Raw genomic sequence first — 15,212 nt, forward strand, 5'->3', positions numbered from 1 at the left:
CCGCCGCCGCCCCATCCGGAATCGCCCGGCCCCCACAGGATGATCGGTCCCGATCCGCCCCGATAGCGCCGTCCCTTGCCCCGCCCGGAAAGCATGGCGATCACGATGATCGCGACGACCACGAGCCAGAATATCGCCATGAATGCCCCGCCATCGTCCGCTGCGTCGCGCGCCCTGGCTTCGGCCTGCGCCGCCAGCGCCTTGGCTTCTTCGGGGGGCAGGGTCAGCAGCTTGCCGATGGCGTCCACGCCCGCATCGATCCCGCCGGGCATGTCCCCGGCCTTGAACCGGGGCGTGATGGCGTTGCGGATGATCTGGGACGACAGCGCATCGGTCATGATGCCTTCCAGGCCGTAGCCGACCTCGATCCGCACCTTGCGCTCATTGGGGGCGATGATCAGCAGCGCGCCGTCATTCTTGTCCTTGGACCCGATTCCCCAGGCGCGGCCCAGCCGATAGCCATAATCGGATATGTCATATCCCTGGAGGTCGGGCAGGGTCGCCACCACCAGTTGCCGCCCGCTCTGCTGCTCCAGCGCCGCCAGCTTGTCGGTCAACGCCTGCTTCTGCTGAGGGGAGAGCAGGGCGGCGTCATCCACCACCCGGCCGGTCAGCTTGGGGAAGGTCTGGGCCTGAGCGGAAGGCGCGATTCCCGTCCCTCCCGCCACGGGCATGAAAACCAGCAGCGCGAAGATCAGGAGCAGGCGGCGGAGCATCACCGGCTCAGTTGCCGAAATCGACCTTCGGCGCTTCTTCCGCGCCGGGCGTGGTGGCCTGGAACGGAGTCATGGGCTTGGCGCCATGGATGATCTTGGCGCCGATCGCGTCGGGGAAGGTGCGGATGCGGGTGTTATAGGCGCGCACCGCTTCGTTATAGTCGCGAATGGCGACGGCGATGCGGTTCTCCGTACCCTCGAGCTGCGATTGCAGGTCGAGGAAATTCTGGTTGGTCTTGAGCTCCGGATAAGCCTCTACCGAGGCGAGAAGGCGGCCAAGGCCCTGGCTCAGTTGCGCCTGCGCCTGCTGGAACTGCTGCACCTTGGCGGGATCGGATAGATCCTCGGCATTGACCTGGACGGAGGTGGCCCTGGCGCGGGCCTCCGTCACCTTGACCAGCGTGTCCTGCTCCTGCTTGCCGGCGGCTTTCACCGTGGCCACGAGATTGGCGACAAGGTTCGCGCGGCGCTGATATTGCGCCTGCACGTCGGCCCATTTGGCCTTTGCGACCTCCTCGGCGGCGGGGACGCTGTTGATGCCGCAGGCGCTGAGCGCAAAGGCGCCCAGCAGCGGCAGAAGGAACAGGCGGAACTGGCGCAGGATCGTCATGGAACATCCTCAGGCTTGTTTCGTGTGAGGAAATAGGCGGTTGTCGAAGCCTTCGCAACGGCTCATGCTGTCAATATCGCAATCGGGACAAGGGGTTCGCCATGGGGCTGATTTCCGAATTCAAGACGTTCATCAATCGCGGCAATGTCATGGACCTGGCCGTCGGCGTGATCATCGGCGGGGCTTTCGCCACCATCACCAAGTCGTTGACGGACGACCTGATCATGCCGGTCGTCGGCTATATCTTCGGCGGGGCCGATTTTTCCGGCTATTTCATCCGGCTGGGCGAGATTCCCGCCGGGTTCAAGGGGAACCCGGACAGTTATGCCGACCTGAAGGCGGCCAATGTCGCCATGTTCGGCTGGGGCGAATTCCTGACCGTGTTCGTCAATTTCCTCATCCTGGCCTTCATCATCTTCCTGCTGGTGAAGGCGGTGAACAAGCTAATGCCCAAGCCCGAGGAAGCGCCGGCCGCGACGCCGGAGGACGTGCTGCTGCTGCGCGAAATTCGCGATTCCCTGAAAAAATAAGTCGTTTCCGCGACGAAAGGAGCGTGCGGCGGGAACCATCCTTCGCGCGACCAGTTGATGGGCGTCAGGGTTCCGGGCATCCGGTCCCCTTGCCGAATGACGTCAGCCCATGGGGGCGCAACAGGAGAAAACGCCGTGAAAACCTTCGTATCAGTCCTTGGCCTTGCCAGCCTGATCGCGCTTGCTGCATGCGATTCCAAGCAGGAGAACAAGGTCGAGAACGCGTATGAGAATCAGGCGGACGCCATCGACAACCAGGCCGACAATATGGAAGCGATGGCCGATAATCTGAGCGGCAATGCCGAAAGCGCCGCTGAAAACGCCGCGGACGCGCTGGAGAACAAGGCGGACGCCACCCGCGAAGCCGGGGAAAAGGCGGCTGACTCGGTCGAGAAGACCGAGGCGCATTAAGTTCAAGGCTGTTACCGAGCCGAAAGGGGCGCCGCGACTGCCGGTCGCGGCGCCCCTTTTCCTTTCATGGTTGCCGCGCCACCCCTCTTTAACGGGGATTTAACCACAGCCGCGCCATGGTCCGCCGCCTATCCCATGAGGCGGTGGAATGGACGAGCTACTCCAGGAATTCATATCGGAAACGCAGGAAACGCTGGAGGCGTTGGCGGGGGAGGTCGTCGCCTGGGAAGCCGACCCTACGGACCGCGACCGGCTGGACGCCATTTTCCGCTTTTTCCATACGGTGAAAGGGAGCTGCGGCTTCCTCAACCTGCCGCGGTTCGAACGGCTGAGCCATGCGGCTGAGGATGTGTTGTCGGAAATCCGGGCGGACAAGCGCCTTGCCGATCCTGCCACCGTCAGCGCCGTTCTGGGCATTATGGACCGGATCGCGGAACTGGCCGAGGCGGTCGCCATCGGCGCTGCGCTGCCGCAGGAGAATGACGATTATCTGATCGCCGCCCTGACGGAGAAGGAAGCGTCCGCGCCGGATGAGGGCGAGGCGCCGGCGGCGTCCGTCGCCGTCGCGCGCGCTTCCGGCGGGCAATCGGCGCCGCGCACGATCCGCCTGCCCCTGTCGCTGATCGACCAGTTGATGAACGGCGTGTCCGACATGGTGCTGGCCCGCAACGAGCTGTCGCGCAAGCTGCGCGAGCGGTCGGGCGATCCGGAACTGGAAAGCGCCTTCGAAAGACTGTCGACCTGCGTCGCGGACATGCGCGACGCCATTTCCAAGACCAGGATGCAGCGCGTCGACCGCCTGTTCACGGCCATCCCGCGCATGGTGCGCGATCTCGGCCGGGACCTGGGCAAGCGCATCGACCTCAGCCTTGAGGGGGGCGATGTCGAAATGGACCGCGAAATGGTGGAGATGGTGGTCGACCCGCTCACCCATATCGTCCGCAACAGCATCGACCATGGCATAGAAACGCCGGAAAGGCGCCGGGCGCTGGGCAAGCCCGAAGCGGGGCGGCTGAAGCTGGAGGCGCGCCAGTCGGGCAACCAGATCGTCATCGAGATTTCCGATGACGGGCAAGGCATCGATACCGGCCGGCTGGTCGACAAGGCGATGGCGGCGGGCCGCCTGACGCCGGAAGCAGCCGCGCGGATGAGTGAGGCGGAGAAGCTCGACCTGATCTTCCATCCTGGCCTTTCGACCGCCAGTCAGGTCACGGCCATTTCCGGGCGCGGCGTCGGCATGGATGTGGTCCGCGCCAATGTGGAGCGGATCGGCGGCGTCATCGCGCTCGACAACCGGCCCGGCTGCGGATTGACCATCACCTTGCGGGTGCCGCTGACACTGACCATCATTCCGGGATTGATCGTGCGGGCCGGCGACCTGCATTTCGCGATTCCCCGCGCTGCGGTCGTGGAAATCCTGCACGACAACAATGAGACGCTGAACATCGCGCAGGTCGGCGGGGCCAAGATCGCGACGATCCGCTCCATCCGCCATTCGATGATCGATCTGGAAGACGTGCTGGGCATGGAGCGGGTCGCGCAGTCCGGGCCGCGTGCCGTCATGGTCGTGCGTTCCGCGACCGGCGTGCCCTTCGCCATGGGCGTGTCGGCGGTGGAGAATCATGAGGAACTGGTGATCCGTCCCGCATCGCCGCTGGTGATGGCGTCGGGCGTCTATGCCGGCATGACCCTGCCCGACAATGGCAAGCCGATGCTGCTGCTGGACGCGGCGGGCCTCGCCAATGCGGCGCGTCTGCCCAACATCATCGACGATCATGCGGCCCGCCGGGCTGGGGAGGATGAGGAGGCGCAGGGCGGTGTCGAGATGGTGCCTGCCTTGCGGTTCGAGGAATATTCGGGCGAGCGGCGCTTGCTGAAGCTGTCGCTGATCGAGAGGGTCGAGGACATCGACGCCCGGCTGTTCGGTCGGTCGGGCGGACGCGGCTTCGTGCGTCTGGACGGGCGGCTGGTGCCGGTCGCCAACGGCCATCATGCCTTTTCCGAGGAGAAGGTCGCCGCGCTCCGCCTGCGCGACGGCGCGAGGGAGGCCTGCTATCCGGTTGCCGCGGTGCTCGACATCGTGGAAATGCCCGCCGTGCCGGACATGATCGCGATGCATGGGCTGTTGAGCGGGGTTGCCGTGATCGATGGCGAGCATCTGGAGGTGATCAACCCCTTCGCCCTGTTCGCCGCCCTGCCGGAGGAGCCGGTCGCGGAACGGAGCGGCGGTCGCTGCCTGCTGGCCGACAGCGAGGATGGCTGGACGCGCGAGATATTGGCGCCGCTGCTCCGCCAGGCCGGGCATGATGTGGTGATGGGCCTGCCCGCCGACGAAGCGGTCGACCCGCAGGATGTGGTGCTGTTCACCGGATCGGACGCCTCCCAGGCGAGCGAATTGCTGGGCTGCCGCATCGTCCATCTGCGCGCCACGCCGCGACCCGCCGGACCCCAGGACAGCAGCATCTATCGCTATGATCAGGACGCGCTGATGGCCGCGCTCGCCGGATCGCGGCGATAGGAACGGAGAAATAGCCGCATGAACCAGCTTTACCTCTTCGCCACGCTGGCGGGCACGAGGATCGCCGTCGAAACCCGGGAGGTGGAGGCGGTGGTCAAGCTGACCGACATCTCGCCGGTGCCGGGCATGGGCGCGCATGTCGCCGGGCTGTCCGCGCTGCGCAGCCGGGTGCTGACCGTCATCGACGTCGCCGCGCTGGTCCGGGGGCGGCCGACACCCATGGAGCGGCGGGTCTTCGCGATCATCGCGGACATCAGCGGCCACAGCTATGGGCTGATGGTCGATGCCGTGCACGACATCTGCCAGGTGCCGGAGGGCGAACTGCCGCTGCGCGGCCAGCTCGATGCCGCCTGGGCGCCCTATGCCCGCGGCCTGGTGGAGCATGAGGGCCAGCCCTATCTGCTGGTGTCGTTGAGCGGCTTCATCGAGGCCGGCACCGTCGCCCAGGCGGCATGACGCCAGATCGCACGATCTCGTACCGGCGTTTACCAAATCCTCGCCTTTGCCCGTTAAGGCTTGTGACGATGGGACGCAAAACAAGGGACGCTCTATGAAAAACTGCCTGGTCGTGGATGATTCGAAGGTCATCCGCAAAGTTGCCCGCCATATATTGGAATCGCTCGATCTTTCGGTGAGCGAGGCGGTCGACGGGCGTGACGCCCTTACGCAATGCGAAACGTCCGTGCCGGACGTGGTCCTGCTGGACTGGAACATGCCGGTGATGAGCGGCATGGAATTCCTCCAGGCGTTGCCGGACGCCAATCTGTCCGCGCGGCCCAAGATCATCTTCTGCACCACGGAAAACGGCATCAGCCATATCAAGGCCGCCGTCGAAGCCGGCGCGGACGAATATGTGATGAAGCCGTTCGACCGCGAAACGCTGGAAAGCAAGCTGACGATCGTCGGCGTCATCTAGGCGTAGCGCTTCGGATCGAGCGATCTTCGACCGACCTCCCCGATTTTGTTCAGAAAGATTTCCCTCGATGACCGTTCACGTGCCGATCATGGCCAGCAGCCGCGACGAGGACAGGGCGCTGCGTACCCTGATCGTCGACGATTCGGTCGTGGTCAGGACGGTCATCGAACGGATATTGAACGCCGACCGGCGGTTTTCCGTCACGCACAAGACCAACAGCGCCGAACATGCGCTGGGCTATTTGCGGGACCATGAGGTCGACCTGATCCTGCTCGACATAGAATTGCCGGGACAGAGCGGTCTTACGGCGCTGCCCGCGATCCTGCGGACCAATCCGCGCGCCAAGGTCGTGATCCTGTCGGGCAATTGCGAGGAGGGGAGCGCCGCGGCGGTAGAAGCGCTGGCGCTGGGCGCGAGCGACATATTGGCGAAGCCGGGAAGCGGCAGCTTCGGTGAGCACTTCCCCCAGGCCCTGATCGACCGCCTATCGCGCCTGTTCAGCGGCGAAGCCATGCCTGTGGCGGTCCGGCCGCCGCTGCGGGCCGATCCGGAGCAGGCGGCCCAGCCGCTCGCCTGCCTGGGCATCGGCGCATCGACCGGCGGCATCCATGCCCTGGGACAGCTTTTCGCGGGTCTGGCCGCGCCGCTGGGCGTGCCGATCCTGCTGACCCAGCATCTGCCCGCCAGCTTCACCCATTATTTCGTCCAGCAACTGGGGCGGATGACGTCCCTGCGCGTCAAGGTGGCGGAGCAGGGCGAGTTGCTGGCCCCGGACATCGTCTATGTCGCGCCGGGGGACGCCAATCTCCAGCTTCGGCGGGGGCTTTATGCTCGGGTTTCCGTCGTGCTCAATCCGCAGCGCACGCCGACCGGCAATCTGCCCGGCGTCGACCCGATGTTCGCCAGCATGGCCCAGGCCTATGGCGCTGGCGCGGCCGGCGTGGTGCTGACGGGCATGGGGCGGGACGGCACCGCCGGTGCGCGGGACATAGTGGCGGCCGGCGGGTGGATCGTGGCGCAGGACGAAGCGAGCAGCGTGGTCTGGGGCATGCCCGGATCGGTTGCCGGAGAAGGATTGAACTGCGCCCTGCTGGAACCCCATGCGATCATGGATTTCGTGGCGCGAAGAGGAAAGAACAGAAACTGATGGCATTGCCCCCTTCGGCCGACCCCCTCCTGTCCGGCTCCGTTTCCTCCGGCGATCACATGCGCGGGGCGGCGCGCATCTTTTCCGGCCTGCTGGAAGCGCGCACCGGTCAGATCCTGTCCGAAAGCCGGGCCTGGCGGATGGAGACGGCGCTGAAGCCTGTGCTGCGGGCCCATGGGCTGAGCGACATGGATGCACTTGCGTCCCGGCTGATGGGGCACAAGGATGCTATGCTGGAAAATGACGTGGTCAACGCGCTGCTCAACAATGAGAGCAGCTTCTTCCGCGATCTCCAGATATTCGACATGATCCACCGCCATATCCTGCCGCGCATCCATGCGCAGCGATCGGACCGGACGCTGCGCATCTGGAGCGCGGGCTGTTCGACTGGGCAGGAGGTCTATTCGCTGGCGATCCAGCTTTGCAACGACATGGCGCGCTGGCGCGGCTGGCGGATCGAGATATTGGCGACCGATATTTCCACCGCCGCCATAGCGCAGGCGAAGACGGGCATCTTCACGCAGATGGATGTGCAGCGGGGCCTGCCGGTGGGGGACCTGCTCAAATGGTTCGACCCTTCGGGCGACGATTGGCGCGCCAATTCGGCCCTGCGCCAGATGATCGATTTCCGCACGGACAATCTGTTCGACGCGCACGCCCCCCAGGGCGAATATGACCTTTTGCTCTGCCGCAACGTGCTTCTCTATTTCACGCCCGAACGCCGCCAGAGCGTGCTGCGTCTTCTCGCCCGGCACAGCCATGCGGGCTCTGTCCTGCTTTTGGGGGCGGGCGAGACGGTGATCGGCCATAGCGAGGATTTCGTCCCCCATGCCGAATTCCGCGGCGGCTATGGACGCCGCGCCGACGCCGCGGCGCAATCGGGCGGAGCGATGCGCCGGGCGGTCTGATCGTCCCGGCGGGAAAATACCGCGCCCTGCTTGATTGGTCTGCCGCTGTCGGCCATGGTCTGTCCGCGCGCCCGAAGGCGCTGACGGACGAATGCGAGTGACTGGCCCTTGGCGATGAACGACTTCCCGATGATCGACACGCCGTCGCCCAATTTTGACGAGCGCAGCCTGCCGATTTCCATGCTGGTGCTGCACTATACCGGGATGGCCGATGCCGCGACCGCGATCAACTGGCTCGCCAGCCCGGAATCCAAGGTATCCGCTCATTATGTCGTGACGGAGGATGGGCAGGTCATCCGCATGGTGGATGAGGAAAAGCGCGCCTGGCATGCCGGCCGCGCCCATTGGCGCGGCATCGACGACATCAATTCGGCCAGCATCGGGATCGAGATCGTCAATCCGGGGCATGAATGGGGCTATCGGCCCTTTCCGGACGCGCAGATGGGATCGCTGATCCCGCTGATCCACCAGATCGTGCAGCGGCACAGGATCACCCGCGGCAACATCGTCGGGCATAGCGACGTCGCCCCGGCCCGCAAGCAGGACCCCGGCGAACTGTTCCCCTGGGGCCAGTTGGCGCGTCTGCGGCTGGCCCTGCCGCGCCCGACCAAGAATCTGATGGACCCGCATTGGAGCGATGGGGGCTTCATGTTGGCGCTGGAGCGCTTCGGATACGACATTGCGGAGCCGCAGGCGGCGGTGGTCGCGTTCCAGCGGCGCTTTCGGCCCGAACTGATCGATGGAATCATCGATGGCGAGTGCCGGGCGATCCTGCTGGCGTTGCTGCTGCCCAAGCCGATGGGCGACGACTGAACGGGGACGACGCCCAAACGGGGATGACGGGGGCGCCGGACTTGTGTATAGGCCCCTCTGCCAGAGGGCCGGGCGGCCGCGGCGTGGCGGGTAACTTCCACGGCGAGGAAAGTCCGGGCTCCACGAAATGACGGTGCCGGCTAACGGCCGGCTGGAGTGATCCAAGGGACAGTGCAACAGAAAGCAGGTCGCTACAGCTTCGGCTCAGCGAAATTGAAAGGGTGCGGTAAGAGCGCACCGCGCCTGCGGCAACGCAAGGCGGCACGGTAAACCCCACCGGGAGCAAGACCGAATAGGGGCGGCGCGCAGTTTCGGCTGCTAGGCCAGTTTCGGCTGAGACCGCCCGGGTTGGTTGCTGGAGGGACGGAGCGATCCGTCCCCTAGAGGAATGGTCGCCACCCTTCGCAAGAGGGGGACAGAACCCGGCTTACAGGCCCTCTGGCATTTAAATCCTCCCTATCGGCAGATGGGGGAGGATTTAAAATAACGGCAATTTCATCGGCTGCCGGGGTGGTGTTCCGCCCGCGGCCTGCCTAATTTGGAACCATGGCAAGAAGCAGCCGATCCAATGACTGGGGCTTTCCCCGCTGGCGCAGCTACGGCGCATCGCGTGAGGCGCAGCAGGTGCGCCTGTGCGACCGGCATGGCTGCGACCGGCCGGGCGACTGCCCCGCGCCCAAATCGCCCAACAGCCGCGAACGCTGGTATTTCTGCACCGACCATGCAGCGGAATATAACCGCAACTGGGACTATTTTCAGGGCCTGGACCAGGAAGAGCGGGAGCAGCGCGAACGTGCCGAGCGGCGTGACGCGGGCGGTTATCAGAACAGCGCCTATCATGGTTGGGGCGGGCCGGGTGACGGCAGCCGCTCGCGCGACGAGTTGCATGCGCTGCAGGCGCTGGAGCTGGAGGACGACGCCGATTTCGAGGCCGTGAAGAAGAGCTGGCGCCGCCTTGCCAAGGAATATCATCCCGATGTGAAGCCCGGCGACGCGCAGGCGGCTGTGCGTTTCCAGACGATCCAGGCTGCCTATGAAGTGCTGCGGGCGGCGGAGGAGCGGCGGACGTGGAAACCGCGGGAGCGGGCGGATTGAAGGATCGCGTCCGGTCGAACTGGGATCATGCGGTGCTGGTCTGCCGCAAATGTTCGAAGAAGCTGGACGGCGGTTTCGGCCGGGACGGGGACGAGCGGCTGGCCCGGGCGCTGCGCCAGCATCTTTCTCTGAAGAAGGGGCGCAAGGCGGCGGCTGGGATCGTCGAGGTCAATTGCCTCGGCATCTGTCCCAAGGGTGCGGTGACAGTCGTCGATGGCGCAAAATCGCGCGACTGGTTGCTGGTGCGGCCGGGCGCCGATCTGGATGAACTGGCCCAGGCGTTGGGCCTGGTTCCGGCAAAGGAAGGCTGAATTCAGCCTGCGCGCCTGATCCGGGCCGAATCGATCAGCCCGGCGTCGGACAGCAAGGGCATCAGCAGCCCTTCTTCCTTGTGCAGCCGGTTCAGGATGCTGGCCAGGATGGCACGGGTTTCACGGCAGAAATCCGCCCATTCGCGATCGATCCGATCATCGCTCCAACGCGCCATATAGGCGGCGAAGTCGCTGGCGATGGGCGCCATTTCACTTTCGAGTCGCGCTGCGGTGCCGCGCAGCTTTTCGTGCGGCTGCCGTTGCATATTGGGGTAGAAAATCCGGTCTTCCAGCGCCAGATGCGCCATCAGCAGGCGGGCGAACTGCCACCGCAGCGGGCCCAGCCTTTGCGGAACGCTTTCGTCCGCTATCGCCTGATGAAAGCGGGCGGCCATCGCCTCTATCTCATCATGCTGCTTCTGCAATTCGTCGAGGTCCATGCACCGCTTTCCTCGTCCCCGCCCGGCATATTCCGCTCGCGGGGTTAAGAAACGGTTGTGCGGACTTCACAAAGGCTTGAGCGGTCCGCCCGCCGCGCATTCCACGCGGCGGGCGCCCTCCATTCAGGCCGGCTGGTCGGCGCGGCTGACGCCCTGGCCGTCCAGATTCTGCGCGGCGAAGTCCCAGTTGATCGCTTCCTTGAGGACGCGGTCGGCATAGTTGGGGCGCGCGTTGCGATAGTCGATATAATAGGCATGTTCCCACACATCGAGGATCAGCAGCGGCTGATGGCCCTCATGCGCGACGGGCGTGTCCGCGTCATGGTAGCTGGTGACTTCCAGCTTCCCGTCCTTCAGGATCAGCGCGGCCCAGCCGCTGGCGAAATGGCCGACGGCTTCGGCCTTCAGCTTTTCGATCAGCGCGTCGACCGAGCCGAAACCCTCGTTGATGAGGTCGAGCAACTGGCCGGACGGCGCGGTCTTGGTCGGCGACAGCGACTGCCAGTAAAAAGTGTGGTTCCAGATCTGGCCGACCTGGTTGAACAGGCCGCCCTTGGACGACTTGATCAGCTCGACCAGCGGCTTGCCCTGGAGCGAGGCGTCGGCGGCGACCAGTTCATTGGCCTTCACGACATAGGCATTGTGGTGCTTGCCATGGTGGAAGTCGAAGGTTTCGGCGGTCAGAATGTCGCCAAAGGCATCCTTGGCATAGGGCAGGGGGGGAAGAACAAAGGCCATGGCGGAACTCCTCGGGTTCGTTATGGGTCGGCCGCAGAACGGATGGTGCGGTCGATTGGTTCAATGGTCCTGTCGGGGCGTGGACGCCTCCGCGCCCCTCCCATATGCGCCCCCGGCGGCCATGAAAACAGATATATGCCTATTGCGAAACGATCTTAATTAGGCGGCCGATTCAACCCTGGGGCGGGGTGGTTTCACCGATCTCGTCACTGTCCAGCTTTTCGCCCAGGTCCAGGCCGTGGCGCATCAGCATGGGGATGTTGGCGGCAGCGAAGACGACCGATACGATGGTCACGCCCCATACCTTGACGGCCAGCCAGCTATCGAAGCTCATGGTCCGTCGCATGACTTCGTTGGCGAGCGCCATGGCGACGAAGAAAAGGGCCCAGTTGCGCGACAGCTTGCGCCAGCCGGTCTCGGTCAGGCCGTCATAGGCCGCCTGGAGGAGATATTTGAGCAACGCCTTGCCCCGCATCAGCCCCGCGAACAGCATCAGCGCGAAGAAGGCGTAGATGATGGTCGGCTTGATCTGGATGAAGCTCTGGTCGCGGAAATAGATGGTGAGGCCGCCGAAGAAGAGGATCAGCAGCGCCGATAGCCAGAGCATGGGCGACACGCGGCCGAGCTTCACCTTCGAGACGATCACGGCGACGACGATGGCGGCCATGAAGGCGGCGGTGCCGAACATCATCGCGGTGATGGGGTTGCCCGGCCCCCAGAGCCAGCCCGCGCCCTTGTAGGTCAGGAAGAAGACGAGGAGAGGGCCGAAGTCCAGCGCGAGGCTGAGATTGCCGCCATGGGTCGGTTTTTTCGGATCAGCCATATATGTTCACTCCGTCATCCCGGCGGGAGCCGGGATCTCGTGCGGCCGGGTCGAGCCGCGGAGGCCAGAGATGCCGGCCTGCGCCGGCATGACGAAGGGGAAGCGATCACCGCGCATAGGCGGTTCCCGCGATCGCCCGCGCCATGTCGCCCGGGTCGAACGGCCGCAAATCCTCGATCTTCTCGCCCACGCCGATGGCATGGATCGGCAGGCGATATTTCTCCGCCGCGGCGACCAGCACGCCGCCGCGCGCCGTGCCGTCCAGCTTGGTCATGACGAGGCCCGTCACCTGCGCGAATTCCTTGAAGACCTCGATCTGGCTCAACGCATTCTGTCCCGTGGTGGCATCCAGCACCAGCACAACGTCATGCGGCGCCGCCGGGTTCAACCGGCCGAGCACGCGGCGGATCTTGGCCAGCTCGTCCATCAGTTCGGTCTTGTTCTGCAGGCGCCCGGCCGTGTCCACGATCAGCACGTCGATGCCGGTGGCGGTCGCCTGCTTCACCGCGTCGAAGACGATGCCCGCCGCGTCGCCGCCCTCCTTGCCCGCGACGATGGGGATGCCGAGCCGTTCCGCCCAGACCTTGAGCTGGCCGATGGCGGCAGCGCGGAAGGTGTCGCCCGCCGCCAGCATCACGCCATAATCCTGTTCGAGGAAGAGGTTGGCGAGCTTGGCGATGGTGGTGGTCTTACCGGAACCGTTGACGCCGATGACCAGGATCACCTGAGGGCGCGGAAAAGCCTCTATCTCCAGCGGGCGCGCGACCGGGGCAAGAACCTTCTCGATCTCCTCCGCGATGATCTCCCGCAGATAATCCTCGGTCAGTTCGCGGTTGTAGCGGCCTTCGGACAGGCGGTCGCGCACGCGGGCGGCCATGGCCGGACCCAGGTCGCTGACGATCAGCGCTTCCTCGATCTCGTCCAGTGTCTGCTCGTCGAGCGCGGCCTTGGAGAAGAGGCCGGTGAGATTCTCGCCCAGCTTGTCGGAAGTGCGCTTGAGGCCGCCGAAGAGGCGATCGCGCCAGGATGTTTCAGCCATGTCTATCCACCAGCATCATCCCCGCGCGAGCGGGGATCCATCTCCCATGGGGTGCACCAGGCGGAACGGCCCGGAGATGGATTCCCGCCTGCGCGGGAATGACGGAAAAATGATTGTCTCTCACGCTGCCTCTTGCGCGATCAGCGCGCCATTCTCAAGGGCCGTGATGGTCGCATGGACGATGGAGGAGGGCGATTGCGGGGTCGCGAAACGCACCGGGGCGAAATTTTCGGCATGTCCGGAAAGCCCGTTGCGTTCGACCAGCACGGATTGGGTGGAACCGATGAGGCTCTGGAGCCAGAGTTCCCGTTGCGCCCCGCAGGCGGCGCGCAGCCGGGCGGCGCGGGCCTTGATGGTGGCCCGCTCCACCTGCGGCATGCGGGCGGCCGGGGTATTTGCGCGCGGTGAATAGGGGAAGACATGGCCATGGACGATGGCGCATTGCTCGACCAGCCTGAGGCTGTTTTCGAACATGGCGTCGTCCTCGGTCGGAAAGCCGGCGATGATGTCGGCGCCGATGCTGATCTCCGGACGGGCGGCCCTGAGGCGTTCCACGATGCGCACGGCGTCCGCGCGGCTGTGGCGGCGCTTCATGCGCTTCAGGATCATGTCGTCGCCCGCCTGGAGCGACAGGTGCAGATGCGGCATCATGCGCGGCTCATGGGCGAGGATGTCGAACAGCCGCTCGTCGATCTCCACGCTGTCGAGCGAGGAAAGGCGCAGGCGGGGGAGGTCGGGCACCCCCTTCAGCATGCGTTCGATCAGCAGGCCGAGCGACGGCGCGCCCGGCAGGTCCGGGCCGTAGCTGGTGACGTCCACGCCGGTGAGGACGATTTCCCTGTAACCCGCACCGACCAGTTCCCTGGCCTTGTCGATGACTGCGCCGGCCGGGACGGAGCGGCTGTTGCCCCGGCCATAGGGGATGATGCAGAAGGTGCAGCGATGGTCGCAGCCATTCTGCACCTCCAGGAAGGCGCGGGCATGTTCTGCAAAGGCGCTGGCCATATGGGGAGCGGTGTCGCGGACCGACATGATGTCGGAGACCCTGACTGGGTCACTTCCTCCGTTCGGGAGATAGGATGTCCAGTGCATCTTTTCCCGATTGCCGATCACCGCGTCGACTTCGGCCATGGCGGCGAAGGTTTCCGGCTCCGTCTGTGCGGCGCAGCCCGTCACCATGATCCGCGCACCGGGGCGGTCGCGGCGGGCGCGGCGGATGGCCTGCCGGCTCTGGCGCACGGCCTCTGCCGTCACGGCGCAGCTGTTGACGACGACCAGATCATCCTGCGCGTTCGGCATCTCGCGGCCGATAATCTCTCGAATCGCCTCGCTCTCCGCGATGTTGAGGCGGCAGCCAAGCGTGATGATCTGCGGCCCGCCCATGTCAGAATCGCGCCCAGTCAGCCTCGCCGTCGAAGACATGGGTGGCAGGGCCGGTCATCAATATATGCCTGCCCGGCGCCCAGTCGATCACAAGGTCGCCCCCCGGCAGGCTCACGGTGGTCGGCCCGCTCGCCAACTTGCGCCGCACCGCCGCCACCGCCGTCGCGCAGGCGCCGGTTCCGCAGGCGCGGGTCAGGCCGGCGCCCCGTTCCCAGACGACCAGGCGGATATGATTGTCGCCCACCATCTGCGCGAAATTCACGTTCACGCGGGCGGGGAAGAGCGGATCATGCTCGATCAGCGGCCCAAGACGGTCGAAGTTCACACCGTCCAGACGGTCCATGAAGAAGATCACGTGCGGATTGCCGACATTGACCGCGACCGGGGCAGGCAGATCCTCCCAGCTTACCGGCATGGCCAGCGTGTCCATGGCGTAGGCGAGGGGGATCGCATCCCATTCGAGGCGCGGTTCGCCCATGTCGACGCTCGCGCCGCCATCGACGGCCCTTGCGTCCAGCAGGCCTGCCTTCGTCTCGATCAGCACGTCCCGGCCGACGAACAGGGGGACGCAGCGGGTGGCGTTGCCGCAGGCCTCCACCTCGCTGCCGTCGCTGTTGAAGATGCGCATCGACACGTCGGCGCGGTCGCTATTGCCGATCAGGATCAACTGGTCGCAGCCGATGCCGGCGTGACGGTCGGCAATGGCCTGCGCGCGCGCCTCCGTCATGTCGAGCGCGGTTTCCCGCGCGTCGATCACGACAAAGTCGTTGCCCAGTCCATGCATCTTCGAAAAACGGCCCATGATGGGCGCGCA

The 15,212-nt window shown here is 65.3% G+C and carries 18 protein-coding genes and 1 other RNA gene; 11 read left to right on the top strand and 8 right to left on the bottom strand.

The annotated features are described in order from the left end of the window. Positions 1-716: TPM domain-containing protein (locus tag K7W03_RS14790; RefSeq protein WP_222886675.1), on the bottom strand; the 716-nt coding region annotated here is incomplete at its 3' end. A gap of 7 nt (positions 717-723) precedes the next feature. Beyond that, positions 724-1,326 carry a LemA family protein gene (locus K7W03_RS14795; RefSeq protein ID WP_222886676.1) on the bottom strand — a complete coding sequence of 201 codons (603 nt, stop codon included), beginning with the start codon at positions 1,324-1,326 and terminating at the stop codon, positions 724-726. A 101-nt stretch (positions 1,327-1,427) separates the two neighbouring features. Between K7W03_RS14795 and mscL the strand changes: the two genes are divergently transcribed. From mscL to K7W03_RS14850, 11 genes are all read left to right on the top strand, one after another. After that, a complete protein-coding gene (mscL, locus tag K7W03_RS14800) occupies positions 1,428-1,856 on the top strand; it encodes a large conductance mechanosensitive channel protein MscL (RefSeq protein WP_065846006.1) in 429 nt (142 codons plus the stop codon). Positions 1,857-1,991: 135 nt separating this feature from the next. Then, positions 1,992-2,267: a hypothetical protein gene (locus K7W03_RS14805; protein ID WP_025547617.1), complete on the top strand. Its 276-nt coding sequence runs from the start codon at positions 1,992-1,994 to the stop codon at positions 2,265-2,267. Between the two features lie 148 nt (positions 2,268-2,415). Continuing rightward, positions 2,416-4,785 (top strand): chemotaxis protein CheA, encoded by a 2,370-nt coding sequence (locus tag K7W03_RS14810; RefSeq protein ID WP_222886677.1) that lies wholly within the window; start codon positions 2,416-2,418, stop codon positions 4,783-4,785. Positions 4,786-4,803: 18 nt separating this feature from the next. Then, positions 4,804-5,241 (top strand): chemotaxis protein CheW, encoded by a 438-nt coding sequence (locus K7W03_RS14815; protein WP_044662721.1) that lies wholly within the window; start codon positions 4,804-4,806, stop codon positions 5,239-5,241. 94 nt (positions 5,242-5,335) lie between these two features. Next, positions 5,336-5,701, top strand: coding sequence for a response regulator (locus K7W03_RS14820; RefSeq protein WP_025547613.1), 366 nt, complete (start codon positions 5,336-5,338; stop codon positions 5,699-5,701). Between the two features lie 67 nt (positions 5,702-5,768). Continuing rightward, positions 5,769-6,848: a chemotaxis protein CheB gene (locus K7W03_RS14825; protein ID WP_025547611.1), complete on the top strand. Its 1,080-nt coding sequence runs from the start codon at positions 5,769-5,771 to the stop codon at positions 6,846-6,848. Then, the gene (locus K7W03_RS14830; protein WP_226870178.1) at positions 6,848-7,756 is read left to right on the top strand and encodes a CheR family methyltransferase; all 909 of its coding nucleotides are present in this window, start codon (positions 6,848-6,850) and stop codon (positions 7,754-7,756) included. The genes K7W03_RS14825 and K7W03_RS14830 overlap by 1 nt, the downstream gene beginning before the upstream one ends. 114 nt (positions 7,757-7,870) lie before the next feature. Next, entirely contained in the window at positions 7,871-8,569 is a 699-nt protein-coding gene (locus K7W03_RS14835) for an N-acetylmuramoyl-L-alanine amidase (protein ID WP_025547608.1), read from the top strand. Between the two features lie 60 nt (positions 8,570-8,629). Next, an RNA gene (rnpB, locus tag K7W03_RS14840) (RNase P RNA component class A) lies at positions 8,630-9,015 on the top strand. 100 nt (positions 9,016-9,115) lie between these two features. After that, positions 9,116-9,664, top strand: a complete 549-nt coding sequence (locus K7W03_RS14845; RefSeq protein ID WP_025547607.1) for a J domain-containing protein — start codon at positions 9,116-9,118, stop codon at positions 9,662-9,664. Continuing rightward, positions 9,637-9,975 (top strand): (2Fe-2S) ferredoxin domain-containing protein, encoded by a 339-nt coding sequence (locus K7W03_RS14850; protein WP_222886678.1) that lies wholly within the window; start codon positions 9,637-9,639, stop codon positions 9,973-9,975. Before K7W03_RS14845 ends, K7W03_RS14850 begins: the two co-directional genes overlap by 28 nt. A 2-nt stretch (positions 9,976-9,977) precedes the next feature. Here K7W03_RS14850 and K7W03_RS14855 read toward each other — a convergent pair whose 3' ends face one another. The 6 genes from K7W03_RS14855 to dapF all read right to left on the bottom strand — a co-directional run bounded on the left by K7W03_RS14855 (position 9,978) and on the right by dapF (position 15,200). Beyond that, a complete protein-coding gene (locus K7W03_RS14855; protein WP_222886679.1) occupies positions 9,978-10,415 on the bottom strand; it encodes a hemerythrin domain-containing protein in 438 nt (145 codons plus the stop codon). Positions 10,416-10,538: 123 nt separating this feature from the next. Further along, positions 10,539-11,153, bottom strand: a complete 615-nt coding sequence (locus K7W03_RS14860; RefSeq protein ID WP_222886680.1) for a superoxide dismutase — start codon at positions 11,151-11,153, stop codon at positions 10,539-10,541. A 172-nt stretch (positions 11,154-11,325) separates the two neighbouring features. After that, positions 11,326-11,976: a septation protein IspZ gene (gene ispZ / locus K7W03_RS14865; RefSeq protein ID WP_044662717.1), complete on the bottom strand. Its 651-nt coding sequence runs from the start codon at positions 11,974-11,976 to the stop codon at positions 11,326-11,328. Between the two features lie 106 nt (positions 11,977-12,082). Further along, positions 12,083-13,015 (bottom strand): signal recognition particle-docking protein FtsY, encoded by a 933-nt coding sequence (ftsY, locus tag K7W03_RS14870; protein WP_025547600.1) that lies wholly within the window; start codon positions 13,013-13,015, stop codon positions 12,083-12,085. A 120-nt stretch (positions 13,016-13,135) separates the two neighbouring features. Further along, complete coding sequence (mtaB, locus tag K7W03_RS14875; RefSeq protein WP_222886681.1) at positions 13,136-14,398, bottom strand: tRNA (N(6)-L-threonylcarbamoyladenosine(37)-C(2))-methylthiotransferase MtaB; 1,263 nt, start codon at positions 14,396-14,398, stop codon at positions 13,136-13,138. A gap of 1 nt (position 14,399) precedes the next feature. Then, positions 14,400-15,200, bottom strand: a complete 801-nt coding sequence (dapF, locus tag K7W03_RS14880) for a diaminopimelate epimerase (RefSeq protein WP_222886682.1) — start codon at positions 15,198-15,200, stop codon at positions 14,400-14,402. Positions 15,201-15,212 lie beyond the last annotated feature (12 nt).

Origin of the sequence: Sphingobium sp. PNB, assembly GCF_019873065.1 — a bacterium.
Classification (GTDB): domain Bacteria; phylum Pseudomonadota; class Alphaproteobacteria; order Sphingomonadales; family Sphingomonadaceae; genus Sphingobium; species Sphingobium fuliginis.

Excerpts from the sequence above, each read along its gene's own strand:
- ispZ (WP_044662717.1), bottom strand. The coding sequence starts at position 11,976 with ATGGCTGATCCGAAAAAACCGACCCATGGCGGCAATCTCAGCCTCGCG.
- K7W03_RS14820 (WP_025547613.1), top strand. The coding sequence starts at position 5,336 with ATGAAAAACTGCCTGGTCGTGGATGATTCGAAGGTCATCCGCAAAGTT.
- dapF (WP_222886682.1), bottom strand. The coding sequence starts at position 15,200 with ATGGGCCGTTTTTCGAAGATGCATGGACTGGGCAACGACTTTGTCGTG.
- K7W03_RS14860 (WP_222886680.1), bottom strand. The coding sequence starts at position 11,153 with ATGGCCTTTGTTCTTCCCCCCCTGCCCTATGCCAAGGATGCCTTTGGC.
- K7W03_RS14825 (WP_025547611.1), top strand. The coding sequence starts at position 5,769 with ATGACCGTTCACGTGCCGATCATGGCCAGCAGCCGCGACGAGGACAGG.
- K7W03_RS14855 (WP_222886679.1), bottom strand. The coding sequence starts at position 10,415 with ATGGACCTCGACGAATTGCAGAAGCAGCATGATGAGATAGAGGCGATG.
- mtaB (WP_222886681.1), bottom strand. The coding sequence starts at position 14,398 with ATGGGCGGGCCGCAGATCATCACGCTTGGCTGCCGCCTCAACATCGCG.
- ftsY (WP_025547600.1), bottom strand. The coding sequence starts at position 13,015 with ATGGCTGAAACATCCTGGCGCGATCGCCTCTTCGGCGGCCTCAAGCGC.
- K7W03_RS14795 (WP_222886676.1), bottom strand. The coding sequence starts at position 1,326 with ATGACGATCCTGCGCCAGTTCCGCCTGTTCCTTCTGCCGCTGCTGGGC.
- K7W03_RS14835 (WP_025547608.1), top strand. The coding sequence starts at position 7,871 with ATGAACGACTTCCCGATGATCGACACGCCGTCGCCCAATTTTGACGAG.
- K7W03_RS14810 (WP_222886677.1), top strand. The coding sequence starts at position 2,416 with ATGGACGAGCTACTCCAGGAATTCATATCGGAAACGCAGGAAACGCTG.
- K7W03_RS14845 (WP_025547607.1), top strand. The coding sequence starts at position 9,116 with ATGGCAAGAAGCAGCCGATCCAATGACTGGGGCTTTCCCCGCTGGCGC.
- mscL (WP_065846006.1), top strand. The coding sequence starts at position 1,428 with ATGGGGCTGATTTCCGAATTCAAGACGTTCATCAATCGCGGCAATGTC.
- K7W03_RS14815 (WP_044662721.1), top strand. The coding sequence starts at position 4,804 with ATGAACCAGCTTTACCTCTTCGCCACGCTGGCGGGCACGAGGATCGCC.
- K7W03_RS14830 (WP_226870178.1), top strand. The coding sequence starts at position 6,848 with ATGGCATTGCCCCCTTCGGCCGACCCCCTCCTGTCCGGCTCCGTTTCC.